Source organism: Streptomyces sp. SID3343 (assembly GCF_009865215.1).
Taxonomy (GTDB): domain Bacteria; phylum Actinomycetota; class Actinomycetes; order Streptomycetales; family Streptomycetaceae; genus Embleya.
This window is the reverse complement of record NZ_WWJX01001086.1, coordinates 1-11948: the sequence shown is the minus strand read 5'-3', so window position 1 is coordinate 11948 and position 11948 is coordinate 1. Positions and strand designations below refer to the sequence as shown.

Annotated in this window: 13 protein-coding genes; 7 read left to right on the top strand and 6 right to left on the bottom strand. The window is 70.8% G+C overall.

All coding sequences use genetic code 11. The annotated features are described in order from the left end of the window. Positions 1 to 410: 410 nt before the first annotated feature. Positions 411 to 755: a hypothetical protein gene (locus GT354_RS34145; protein WP_161360245.1), complete on the top strand. Its 345-nt coding sequence runs from the start codon at positions 411 to 413 to the stop codon at positions 753 to 755. Positions 756 to 762: 7 nt separating this feature from the next. On the opposite strand, the gene GT354_RS34140 is transcribed toward GT354_RS34145, so the two are convergent. After that, entirely contained in the window at positions 763 to 1569 is an 807-nt protein-coding gene (locus GT354_RS34140; RefSeq protein WP_161360244.1) for an enoyl-CoA hydratase-related protein, read from the bottom strand. An 89-nt stretch (positions 1570 to 1658) separates the two neighbouring features. On the opposite strand from GT354_RS34140, the gene GT354_RS34135 reads away from it, so the two are divergent. Together GT354_RS34135 and GT354_RS34130 are read left to right on the top strand one after the other, a co-directional pair. Next, complete coding sequence (locus tag GT354_RS34135) at positions 1659 to 2171, top strand: DUF4442 domain-containing protein (RefSeq protein WP_161360243.1); 513 nt, start codon at positions 1659 to 1661, stop codon at positions 2169 to 2171. A gap of 105 nt (positions 2172 to 2276) precedes the next feature. Next, positions 2277 to 4535, top strand: coding sequence for a PI-PLC domain-containing protein (locus GT354_RS34130; protein WP_237535753.1), 2259 nt, complete (start codon positions 2277 to 2279; stop codon positions 4533 to 4535). A 29-nt stretch (positions 4536 to 4564) separates the two neighbouring features. Here the strand turns inward: GT354_RS34130 and GT354_RS34125 are convergent, their stop codons facing one another. From GT354_RS34125 to GT354_RS34115, 3 genes are all read right to left on the bottom strand, one after another. Next, positions 4565 to 5029 carry a hypothetical protein gene (locus GT354_RS34125; RefSeq protein WP_161360242.1) on the bottom strand — a complete coding sequence of 155 codons (465 nt, stop codon included), beginning with the start codon at positions 5027 to 5029 and terminating at the stop codon, positions 4565 to 4567. A 149-nt stretch (positions 5030 to 5178) separates the two neighbouring features. Then, entirely contained in the window at positions 5179 to 5763 is a 585-nt protein-coding gene (locus tag GT354_RS34120) for a hypothetical protein (RefSeq protein ID WP_161360241.1), read from the bottom strand. Beyond that, on the bottom strand, positions 5760 to 6494 hold the full coding sequence (locus tag GT354_RS34115; protein WP_161360240.1) for a DUF3558 family protein: 735 nt from the start codon (positions 6492 to 6494) through the stop codon (positions 5760 to 5762). The genes GT354_RS34120 and GT354_RS34115 overlap by 4 nt, the downstream gene beginning before the upstream one ends. Before the next feature lie 138 nt (positions 6495 to 6632). Between GT354_RS34115 and GT354_RS34110 the strand changes: the two genes are divergently transcribed. Then, positions 6633 to 7379 carry a nucleotidyltransferase family protein gene (locus GT354_RS34110; RefSeq protein ID WP_161360239.1) on the top strand — a complete coding sequence of 249 codons (747 nt, stop codon included), beginning with the start codon at positions 6633 to 6635 and terminating at the stop codon, positions 7377 to 7379. A 97-nt stretch (positions 7380 to 7476) separates the two neighbouring features. Here the strand turns inward: GT354_RS34110 and GT354_RS34105 are convergent, their stop codons facing one another. Continuing rightward, the gene (locus GT354_RS34105) at positions 7477 to 7968 is read right to left on the bottom strand and encodes a MarR family transcriptional regulator (RefSeq protein WP_237535752.1); all 492 of its coding nucleotides are present in this window, start codon (positions 7966 to 7968) and stop codon (positions 7477 to 7479) included. Positions 7969 to 8068: 100 nt separating this feature from the next. On the opposite strand from GT354_RS34105, the gene GT354_RS34100 reads away from it, so the two are divergent. Then, positions 8069 to 8647, top strand: coding sequence for a YceI family protein (locus GT354_RS34100; RefSeq protein WP_161360238.1), 579 nt, complete (start codon positions 8069 to 8071; stop codon positions 8645 to 8647). Positions 8648 to 8728: 81 nt separating this feature from the next. On the opposite strand, the gene GT354_RS34095 is transcribed toward GT354_RS34100, so the two are convergent. After that, positions 8729 to 9928: a DegT/DnrJ/EryC1/StrS family aminotransferase gene (locus GT354_RS34095; protein ID WP_161360237.1), complete on the bottom strand. Its 1200-nt coding sequence runs from the start codon at positions 9926 to 9928 to the stop codon at positions 8729 to 8731. Between the two features lie 154 nt (positions 9929 to 10082). On the opposite strand from GT354_RS34095, the gene GT354_RS34090 reads away from it, so the two are divergent. Both GT354_RS34090 and GT354_RS34085 read left to right on the top strand, forming a co-directional pair. Next, positions 10083 to 11018 (top strand): aldo/keto reductase, encoded by a 936-nt coding sequence (locus GT354_RS34090; protein WP_346012308.1) that lies wholly within the window; start codon positions 10083 to 10085, stop codon positions 11016 to 11018. After that, positions 11015 to 11794, top strand: coding sequence for an FCD domain-containing protein (locus tag GT354_RS34085; RefSeq protein WP_161360235.1), 780 nt, complete (start codon positions 11015 to 11017; stop codon positions 11792 to 11794). The genes GT354_RS34090 and GT354_RS34085 overlap by 4 nt, the downstream gene beginning before the upstream one ends. Positions 11795 to 11948 lie beyond the last annotated feature (154 nt).

The window sequence follows — 11948 nt, the reverse complement described above, 5'->3', positions numbered from 1 at the left end:
AGCCGCGGCACGGCCCCGAACGGTTCGCCCTCGGCGCGCGCTCGCGCCGACCGGGTCGGGGCGGTGGTCGGCCACGCGCCGGTCCGGGCGAGCGCGCGTCGATCCGGCTGCCCCGGGGGATGCGCAGCCGTACCACGCACAACCCGGCCGCAGCGAGCAGTAGCTCGCACGGCGGTCGAGCGCCCGGGTCGGCAGGGCGCCCGGCGTGGGGTCGGCGCGCCTCGATCCGGGCGATCCCGATCCGTCGGCAATTCGGCGTGCCGGGAACCGGGTCGCGTCAGGGCCCTCCGTTCGACGTTCGCGCCGTCGTCACCGGGCGCCTCGAAACCCGGGCAAACGTTCGGTCACCCGGATGTGGAGGGGTTGTGCGGTCCGCGGTGCCGGGGTGCGCGCGGGCCGAGACTGGGGTGATGAGGCGTATCTGGGGCGAGGAAGGCGGGTCGGGGCTCGGGTCTGCCGACGCTCTCCTGGGGGATGCTCGGCTGAGCGTGCCCGCGCGGGGCCTGGCCGTGTATCTGCTGCTGTTGCCCGACGGGGCCCGGCCCGATCCCGGCGCCCTTGGCGCCAGGCCGGGGGAGAGTCCGGAGTCGATCGCCGGCTACCTGGCCGAGCTGGAGACGGCCGGCTACCTCACCCGCGCGCGGCGCCACGAGGGCGGGCACACGGTCGAGGAGATCCGGCTGACCGCGAATCCGAGCGCCGCCGCGCGCGGTCGGGTGTTGCGTTGGTCCGCGGACCCGCCGGCCGAGGGATGACCCGGTCTCACATGTCGCTCCACACCGGTGCGCGCCGCTCGCGAAAGGCCGCGGCGGCCTCGGTCATGTTGCCGGTGAAGGTGCCCAACACCTGGGTGCGGTTCTCCAATTCGAGCTGCTGGCGCAGCGACGTCGCGGCGACGCCCGACCACAGGCCCTTCTTGGTCATCCATACGCCGTACTCGCTGTTGGCCGCTATCGCCCGGGCGAGGTCGAGCGCGGCGGTCAGGTGTTCGCCGGCCGGCACGAGCCGATTGAGCAGACCGAACGCGTCGGCCTCGGCCGCGTCGAAGTGGCGGCCCGTGAGCATCAGTTCGGCCGCCCGGGTCGGCCCGACCAGGCGGGGGAGCAGGTAGCTGGTACCGACGTCGGCCGAGGACAGGCCGACCTTGATGAACACCGAGCCGAACCGGGCGGTGGCGTCCGCGACCCGCAGGTCGCAGGCCAGGGCCAGGGCGAGCCCACCGCCGACGGCCGCGCCGTGCACGGCGGCGATCACCGGCTTCTCGCACTCGTGGATCGCCAGGATCATCTCGGCGAGGTGCTCCTGGGTCCGGTAGACGAGCCCGACCCGGCCGCGGCCCTCGGTGTCGGGCGCGGGATCGGGGTCGCCGGACAGGTCGGCGCCCGAGCAGAAACCGCGGCCTCGCCCGGTGAGCACGATCGCGCGCACGTCGCGCTCGCGGTGCAACGCGCGAAAAGCCTCCTTGACGTCCTCGACCAGGGTCGGCGAGAGGGCGTTGAGGCGATCCGGTCGGTCGAGCGAGACGGTCGCGACGCCGGGTTCCGGGCGTTCGATGCACACGAATTTCATGTGACTCAGTCAAACAGATTCACCGGGTGAAGGAAATGCCCGGCAGGTCGCTCGCTCCGAACGAAGTTACTTGCCGGTAGCATCGGGCCATGACCGAATCCCCGCAGATCGCGGCACCCGAGACCGCGGCACCCGAAACCGCGTCCACAATCGACTTCGACGCCGTCGCCGAGGGTTTGCGCGCCTCCGTGCCCTTCGTCCGCACGCTCGGCCTGGAATTCCTCGAACTCGCCGCCGACCGCGCGGTGCTGCGCCTGCCCGACGACCCGGCGCACCACAACCACATCGCGGCCCCGCACGCCGGCGCGATGTTCACCCTCGCCGAGTCGGCCTCGGGAGCGATCGTGATCGCCGCGTTCGGCAACCGACTCCACCGGGCCACCCCGCTCGCCGTCGACGCCGGAATCCGCTACGTCAAGATCGCGCGCGGCCCGATCACGGCCGAGGCCCGCCTCGAACGCCCCGCCGCCGAGGTGGTCGCCGAGCTCGACGAGGGCAAACGTCCGGTGTTCACCGTCTCGGTCACTCTTCGGGACGAAGCGGGCGATACCACCGCCGAGACGACCGTCACCTGGACACTGCGCCCCAATCGCGCGCAGTAGGCGTAGGAAGGCCTCACTCGGGCAGGCAAGGGCCCGTATCCGGTCGGGACCGTCCCGACCTCGTGTGCTTGTCTCGGGCTGGTGATGGGTTCCTATTCTTCTGAGATGACCAAGCCGATCGTGGTGGGACGAGTCTCCCGCCGGCTCAAGGTCCGCAACACGTGGCGGCGGTGGCGCCGCGTGCTGCGGGCCCTGCTGACCGCGCTGGTCGTCTTGTGCATCACCGTCATCACCGGACTGGGCGTCGCGCGGGTCACCGTGCTGTCCGGCGACTGGTACGACGACATCCTCGAACGCGAGCACGCGTACGACCGCCTGTACGACCAGGTCCTGGTCGACCCCAAGCTCGCCGGCGTCACCAACGACCTGCTCGGCCGGCTGCCGGTACCGCCCAACCAGGTCACCGCCAACCTGCGCCTGGTCCTGCCCCCCTCCACGCTGCGCGGTCTGGTGCGCGTCCAGGTCGGGCACACCATCGGCTACCTGCGCGGCGACGAGCGCGAACTGCGCCTGACCGTCGACCTCAAGCCCGTCATCAACAACCTCGGCAAGGTCGCCGACGTCTTCGTCGCCGACCTCACCGGCAACGTCCCGCGGGTGACCGAGGACAACGCTCCCGCGCTCGTGGACGGGGTCTCCAAGGCCCTGGACGCGCTCGCCCAGGGAAAGCCTCCGGAGTCCCTTCCCGCGCTGCGCCTGGACCCGGCCGCGGCCCCCCAGGTGGCCGATCTGATCCTGCAACGGCTGCCGGCCGAGTCGCGCGAGCCGATCCGCGAACCGGTGGTGGCCGCGTTGCGCGCGGACGACCTCGGCGGGGTGCTCGTCGCGGTGGTACCGGTGATCTTCGGCGAGAAGGTCCGCGAGGCACAGGTGGGCCTCACCGGGCTCTCCGACGGCGGATCGTGGGACCTGACCCTGGACCTGCGCGCCAACAAGGCCAACGAACAGAAACTGAAGCTGGGCCAACTCGAACAACTGCGCACCATGACGGTGTTCGGCCTGGGCCGGCTGCTCGCGGTGGTCAGCGTGACCGCGCTGCTCGGCCTGATCGTGCTGTGGCGCACGTCCTCGGCGCACGGCGTGGACCGGTTGCGCACTCCCGCGCTCGCGCTCGCCGGCGGCGGGTTGCTCGCGGGGTTGGGTTGCCTGGTGGCGTGGGGCCTGCTGCCGCACGTGGTCCCCGAGCATCGCGACGGCTGGGCGCCGTCGGTGCGCAAGCTGGTCGGCGACGTACAGGAGGCGGCGGCGCGCGACATCGTCGGCACGTGGCTCGCGGCCGCGGCGGTACCCCTGGTGTTCGGCGGGGTGACCTGGGCGGCGGTCGCGCTGTGGCGCAAGCATCAGCACCGGCGCACCGCGCCGATCAGGCACCGGACCCGGCGCATGGTGAGCACCGGCGCCGGCCTGATCGCGGCCGGCGTCATCGTGCTGACCATCTTCGTCCCGGTCCCCACGTCGGGATCGAGTTCGGACGCCAAGCGCTGCAACGGGATGACCGAACTGTGCGGGCGCCGCTACGACCAGGTCGCCTATCTCGCGACGCACAACTCGATGTCCTCGACGGCGTCGCGGTTCGTCAGCCCGCTCCAGGACCCGGACATCGTCACGCAACTCGACGCGGGCGTACGCGGCCTGCTCGTGGACTCCTACACGTGGGAGGCGCCCGACGAGGTCGCGACCCGACTCGCCGCCTCCGACCTGGATCCCGCGTCGCGCCGGATCGTCGCGGGCGTCGTGGACGACGTCGCGCCCGCGCGTCCGGGACTGTGGTTGTGCCACTCCGTGTGTCGCGGCGGTGCGGTGCCGATGGTGGACACCCTGCGCTCGATCGGCCAGTGGATGGACCGCAACCCGCGGGAGGTGGTCACGATGATCGTGCAGGACGCGATCACGGCCGAACAGACCGAGTGGGCGTTTCGCGAGGCGGGCCTGGAGCGGCTGCTGTACACGCCCTCGGCCGACCCGGGCGAGCCGTGGCCGACACTGGGCACGATGATCGACAAGGGCCGCCGCCTGGTGGTGTTCGCCGAGCGCGCCGACGGGCCCGCCCCCTGGTACCGCAACTTCTACAAGTACGGCCAGGAGACGCCCTACGCCTTCGCCAGTCCCGCCGAGATGACCTGCTCGCCCAACCGCGGCGGCGTGGACAAGCGACTGTTCCTGATGAACAACTTCGTCACCTCGGGAGGCGGCAGTCGGATCGACGCGGGCCAGGTCAACTCGCGCAAGTTCCTGCTCGACCGCGCTCGACGGTGCGAGGCCGAGCGCGGCGCCCAAGTCAACTTCGTGGCGGTGGACTTCGCCACGATCGGCGACGCTCACGGCGCGGTGGACGTGTTGAACATCACCCGGAAAACTCGCTGACGAACGGTCAATTTGTCGACAGTGATCGACTAATAGGACAAGCCGTGCCCGGTTTCGAAGAGCGGTTCGGCGTCTGAGGGAAGGTCGCTGGAGAGCCGACCGGCGGGCGCGTAGCGGCCGAACACGACGTCGAGCACGCCCTCGTCGTCCGCGCCGCGAGTGCCCAGGAGCGCCGCGCAGTAGCCGACCAGGTCGGCCACCGCGGCGGGTCGGTACAGGTCGATGACCGCGACGGTGGGCACGGTCGCGGCGATGTCCACGATGCGATCCAGCTCGGCGCCCCCGTGCGCCCCGGGCAGGCGCAGCAAGGCGACGTCGGCGTCCGCGACTTCGGTGACCACGATCGCGTATCGCTCCGCGACCTTGGTGTCCACGTGCTCGGTGTACACACGCAACGCGTCGCGCAGTGGCAGCGCAGGCCCGCCGCTCGTGCTGATCCGCGAACTGGTGCGGTTGGTGAGCAGCACGACGGCGTTCGGATCCCGATCCGACATGGGTGAGCGCCTCCTCTTGGCCGCGGCGCACAGCCGCCCCGACACCGGACCCTACGCGCCGCCGCCGACGCCTCGGGCACCAGGTTCCCGGTGTGTGCCCGGAATCGACCGGCTCGCCCCGGGTGGTTCCGGCGGCCGAGGAAATAGCCTCAGCCGAGGGTGTCCGCCGCGGTCCGGCCCAGCGCGACCAGACGCTGGCGCTCCAAGGCCGGCGCGGTGATGTCCACCGACGTCACCGTGTCGCCGTGGGCGCGCGCGAACGCGATGCCGTCGCCGCGCACGGGGTCGTGGTAGAGGATCGCGGCGTCCGAGAGCCCGGTCACCGTCTCGCGCGGACCGGAGCCCGTCGCGGTGGCCTCGGCCGCGTCCGCCGGGCCGCCGACCATCGCCTGCGGGAGCACCCCGAGGGTGACCGTGAGCACCTCGCGGTCGTTGCCGTCGAGGTATCCACACGCGCGCCCGGTCGGTCCGGGACGCGTCGACAACGGGCCGACCGCCAGCACCTCGCGCACCCGCGCCGGCGACAGCAGGTCGCAACTCGACGGCGGCGGCCGACTGGAGGTGGCCGGTGCCGGCGTGGGCCGCAGCGGACCCACTCCCGAGGTGTCGCCCGTCGGCGAAGGGGACGGTCCCGCCTGCTCGTGCGACGCCGACCGCACGTCGCACCCGCCGAGCAGGCACGCCAGTCCCGCCACCGTGGCGAGGGCGGCGGCGGGGCCGACGCGCGAGGTCACAGCTTGCCGATCATCGTCCGGGCGAGGGCGGTCAACACGTCGGGTGGCAGGTCCTTGTCGCTGCGGTCCACGTAGACGTCCTCGCACAGATACAAGGTGCCGGGCATTTCCTTGGACCACACGATGCCGTTGGCGGTGTCGTTCTTGTAGGTGAACGCCGCGTCCCCGATGCCGGCCACCGGGAGGGGGTGGTCCGAGTCGCGGATCGTGCCCTGCGCCGCCTCGGTCGCCGAGGTGTACGACTTGGTCCTCGTGGTCGACATGATCGTCATCAACGACCGACCGTCCGCGTCGCGGTAGTCGCAGAACGAACTCGTCGACGACTTGATGTCCTGGTCGATCTCCGACTTGACCACGGGCAGCCCGGTCGAGGACGCGACCTCGGCGGGGGTCAGCAGCTTGCACGGGTCGTTGATGTAGGGGCCGGTCGCCCCCGTGGCCGGTTCGGCGGTGGAGCGTGACGTGGTCGTGGCGCTCGGGCTCGACGTGGCCGAACTCCCCGACGTCGCGGGCGCGGTGGGCGTCCGGGTGGGTCGTCGCGACCTGGTCGGCTTGGCCGTCGGCGGGTCGGTCGGCCGTGCGGTGGTGTCGCCGCCGGTCGGGCCCGCGCTGTGCAGCGCGCGGACGGTGTCCAGCGGCGAACCGTCCTCTTGGCCGCAGCCGGCGAGCGCGAGGCCCACGGCCATCGAGACGGATACCGCGACGGCGATGCGACCGGTCCTCGTGCGCACTGTGACGTTCCCCCCGGTGTTCGAAGTGCAGTGGTCCATGGGAAGAACCTAGGGCCCCATCGGCGCCGCCACGAGCGGTACCTCCCTTGGATCTCCCTTGCCTCGTCGGGGGAGATTCGAGGGCGCGATAATGCGCCCATGACTTCCGCTCCACACTCGACCACCCATTCAGGGGCCCGCGCCGTGACCCAGGCGGTGATCCTCGCCGGTGGGCAGGGCTCCCGGTTGCGCCCGTACACCGACGACCGGCCCAAGCCGATGGTGGAGATCCCCGGCACCGGCACGCCGATCATCGGACACCAGCTGCGCTGGCTGGCCGCGGAGGGAGTGCGCGACGTCGTGGTCTCGTGCGGGCACCTCGCGGAGGTGTTGCAGGACTGGCTCAAGACGGCCGACCTGCCGCTGAACGTCGAGACGGTGGTGGAGACCGAACCACTCGGCCGCGGTGGCGGCCTGAAGTTCGCCGCCGCCGCGCTGCCGCGGCCGAGCGAGCCGTGGTACGCGACCAACGGCGACATCTGGACCCGGTTCTCGCTCACCGAGATGGCCGCGTTCCACCACGAGCGCACCGCGCTCGCCACGCTCGCGCTGGCCCGGCCGCGCATCCCGTGGGGAGTGGTGGAGACCGACAAGTACGGGCACGTGCTGGACTTCATCGAGGCGCCGCCGTCGCCCTACCTGATCAACGCGGGCGTGTACGTGTTCGCGCCGGAGTTCACCGCGTTGCTGCCCGACGTGGGCGATCACGAACGCACCACGTTTCCCCGACTCGCGCGCGAGCAGCGCCTGGCCGGTTTCCCGATCCCGCAGGGCGCCTACTGGCGGGCGATCGACACCGCCAAGGACCTGTCGGAGGCGGCCAAGGAACTACGCGGCGAGTCCTGACCCGCGCCGACCCCGCGCCGCCCCCGCGACCGACGCCGGCCCGCCCCCGACCGCCACGCGGTCGGGGGCGGGCCGTGTTCACGGTCGGGCCGGCGCCCTACGCGATGCCGGCGCGAGCGCCGGGGTTGGTCGTGTCCCGCACGATGCGCAGGCCGTCGAGAAGTCCCTCGCGCTGGCTGTCGGTCAGCGGATCGATCAGCCACGTCTGCAACAGGTCCAGATGGCCGGGCAGGATGCCGCCTATCCGGTCGGCGCCGTCGCCGGTGAGCACCGCGAACAACGCGCGTCGATCGGTGGGGCAGTTCTCGCGCACGACCAGCCCCTCCTTTTCGAGGCGGTCCACGACCCGGGTGACCCCGGACGTGGACAGTGAGGTCTGCGCCGCCAGGTCGCTCATCCGCAGGCGTTGCTCGGCCGAGCGGGACAGCCGCACGAGCACGTTGAAGTCCACCGTGGACAGGCCGTGCTCGGCTATCTGTGGGCTCAGCCGATCCATCAGCCCGGTGTAGACCTCGACCAGCAAACCCATGGCGGTGATGCGTGGATCCTCGAAGGGGGTGGTATCCGGGGCGACAGGGGGAGTGCTCATGGCCCCATCATAGATTAGTTGACGCGCGGAATATCGTCCGGCAAGCTATTGCCGAGGTCGATATCCGCAGGGCAATCACATTCTCCTCAAGGAGTCCGACATGACCGCCGACACCACCCGCCGCACGTGGCAGGGCCTGACGATCCCGACCGCGGGCGCCTACGCGCTGGACGTGAGCCACACCCGCGTCGGGTTCATGGCCAAGCACCTCATGGTGACCAAGGTGCGCGGACAGTTCACCGACTTCTCCGGCGTGATCACGATCGCCGAGGATCCGATGGAGTCGAAGGTCGAGGCCACGATCTCGGCGGCGAGCATGACCACCGGCGCCAAGGACCGCGACGGCCACCTGGCCAGTGCGGACTTCCTGGAGGTGGAGAAGTACCCGACACTCGAGTTCCGCACGGTGCGGCTGACCGAGCGCAGTGGCGACGAGTTCACGCTGCTGGGTGAGCTGACCATCAAGGGTGTCGTGCGCGAGGTCGAGCTCAAGGTCGAACTGGAGGGTCTCGCGACGAGCCCGTGGGGTCAGGAGGTGCTCGCGTTCAGCGCGTCCACCGAGATCAACCGCGAGGACTTCGGGATGACCTGGAACCAGGCCCTGGAGAGCGGCGGCGTGCTGGTCTCCAAGAAGGTGAAGATCGACATCGAGGGCGAGGCCGTCCGCCAGGAGGGCTGAGCCCGGGTGCGAGGCCGCGGACCAGCGGACACGGAGAGAGCCGGGCGCGACACACGCCCCGGCTCTCTCCCGCGTCGCACGTCAGCGGCTCGCGAGGAACGCGTCGACCTGTTCGTGGATGTACGCGACGTCGTCCGCCGCCATGCGGTGGTTCATCGGTACGATCAGCGCGCGCTCCATCACCCGGTCGGCGTTGGGGTATCCGGCGGGGTCGGCGCGGTGCGCGATGTCCTTGAACCCGGGCTGGCGCAGGATGTTGCCCGACCACACGGTGCGCGTGGACACCCCGCGCTCCTCCAGCCACGCCTGCATCTCGCCGCGCGAGAAGGACAACCCCTCGTTCAAGAGGATGGGGAAGTTGAGCCAGCCGGTGACCAGATCCTCGGTCTGGCGCGGCGCGGTGAACTCGGGCCGAGCGTCGAAGTACGCGTGGTGGGCCGCGAAGTGTTCCTGACGGGTCGCCAGAAAACGCGGCAGCTTGTCGAGTTGGGCCAGCCCGAAGGCCGCGCCCAATTCCGAGGGCTCGAAGTTCCAGCCGATCTCGTCGAAGATGAAGAGGTTGTCGTACAGCACGCCGTCGATCTCCTCGAAGAAGTCGCGATTGCCCTTCTTCGAGCCGAACAGCTGCAGTTCGCTGCGTCGTCCCCAGCGGCGCAGCATCAGGCCGCGGTCGCGCAGGTCCTCGTCGTCGGTGAGTACCATGCCGCCGTTGCCGGCGCACGTGATGATGTGCGACATCGCGAAGCTGGTCACCGAGATGTCCGCGCGGGTGCCGGTGGGGGTGCCTCGCAAGGTCGCGCCGAGCGCGTCGCACGAGTCCTCGATCACCTTGAGGCCGTGCCGGTCCGCGATCGCCCGGATCGCGTCCCAGTCGGGTGCGTTGCCGGCGAGGTTGGGGGTCATGATCGCCTTGGTTCGCGGCCCGATCAGGGCCTCGATCCGGTTCACGTCGATCTGGTACGTGTCGGGCTCGACGTCGGCGAGCACCGGCACGATGCCGGCCTTGACCATCGGCGCGATGTCGGTGGAGAAGGTGAGCGTCGAGGTGATGATCTCGTCGCCGGGGGACAGACGCAGCAGTTCGATCGCCAGATACAGGGCGGAGGAGCCCGAGTTGCACATCAACCCCTGGCGTTTGCCGAACAACTCGGCCACGCGCGTCTCCATCGCGGCGACGTTGCGCCCGATGCCCATCGCCGCGGGCGGACCGTTGAGGACCGTCAGGATCGCGTCGATCTCGCTCTGGTCGTGCACGCTGCCGGCATAGGGGATCTTGCGCATGAGTGCCTACCCTCGTGGAGAAATCGCGTCACGGTCGTCGCGATCACGGTGTGCGGATGTATCACGGTGTGCAGATGTGCTGACGGTGCATCAGCTGACGATGTGTCATAGCTATCATGGCTATGATGGCGGAACAAGACGACGGGAGCTGAGCGTGCGCTACACCACTGTGGGCAAGTCGGGTCTGAAGGTCTCCGCGATCGGCCTGGGCTGCAACAACTTCGGGATGCGGATCGACCAGGACGGCGCCGACAAGGTCGTCGGCGCGGCGCTCGACGCGGGCGTGACACTGTTCGACACGGCCGACATGTACGGCCGCGGACAATCCGAGGTGCTACTGGGCAAGGCCCTCGGCAGTCGCCGCGAGGACGTGGTCGTGGCGACCAAGTTCGGCGCGCGCGTCGCCGAGGGACCGTACGGCAACGGCTCTTCGCGCCGGCACGTCGTGCGCTGCTGCGAAGCGAGCCTCAAGCGGCTCGGCACCGACCACATCGACCTCTACTACCAGCACTACACCGACCCGGACACCCCGATCGAGGAGACCCTCACCGCCCTCGACGACCTCGTACAGGCCGGCAAGGTGCTCTACGCGGGCACCTCCAACCTCGCCGCGTGGCAGCTCGCCGACGCCGCGCACGTGGCCGGCCGCACCGGCTTCGTCGCCGCGCAGGTGAAGTGGAACCTGCTGGAGCGCACCGTCGAGCGGGATCTCGTCCCGGCCGCGCGGCACTTCGGCGTCGGCGTGATCCCCTACTTCCCGCTCGCCTCCGGGCTGCTCACCGGCAAGTATCGGCGCGGCGCGGACTTCCCCGCCGACAGCCGCTTCGCGGCCCTCCCGGGCTTTGCGCGAGGCGTTGCCACCGACGACAACTTCGCGATCGTCGAGCGCCTCACCGCGTACGCCGAGAGCCAGGAGCTGACCCTGCTCGAACTCGCGCTGTCCTGGCTCGCCGCGCAGCCCGAGGTGGCCTCCGTACTGGTCGGCGCGACGCGGCCCGAGCAGGCCGGCGCCAACGCCGCGGCCGTGCTCGACCTGACCCCCGCGCAGCTCGCCGAGGTGTCCGAACTCGCCGTCGCGGTGCCGGCGTGAGCGCGGCGGCGCAGCCGGTCCGGGCCGGCGACGAACGGTCCCTGCGCAACGCCGGCATCGCGGACGAACTCGCCCGCCGGTTGCGCCGCCGGATCTTGGACGGCCCCCTGCGCGACGGCGACATGCTGCCCAAGCAGGACGACCTGATCGCCGAGTTCGGGGTCGGCCGCACGACGCTGCGACAAGCCTTCCGGATCCTGGAGACCGAGGGTCTGATCACGGTCAAGCGCGGCAACACCGGCGGCGCGGTCGTGCACATCCCGCAACCCGCCGACGCGGCCCACATGTTCGGCATGGTCATGCACGCGCGTCAAGTGCGGCTCGACGATCTCGCGCAGGCGCTGCGGCGGCTCGAACCGGTGTGCGCGGCGCTGTGCGCGGCCCGCCCGGATCGGGACACGGAGGTGCTGCCGTGGCTGCGCGAGGTGCACGCTCGGATGGAGGCCGCGGTCGACGACGGGCCCGCGTACATCAGGGCCGGGCGCGACTTCCACGAGGCGCTGGTCCTGTTGTGCGGCAACGAGACGATGAAGATCCTGCTGGGCGCGGTCGAGGTGCTGTGGGGCCGGCAGGAGCGGGAATGGGCCAACGAGGCGCTCGCCGACACCGGTTCGAAAGTGCGGCGGGCGGGGCTGCGGGATCACGAGCGGCTGATCGCGTTGATCGCCGCGGGCGACGACACGGAGGTCTACCGCGAATCGGTCCACCACCTGGAGGCCGCCCAGGACTACCCCCTGAGGGAACGAGGCAGCGCCCCGATCACGTCGCAGCCGTAGGCGGCCTCAAACGCCGGCCGGGCTGACGACAGCCCGTCCGGCGTTCGAGGACGACCAAGCCCGTCCGGCGTTCGAGGACAACCAAGCCCGTCCGGCGTTTGAGGACGACCAAGCCCGTCCGGCGTTCGAGAACGACCAAGCCCGTCCGGCGTTT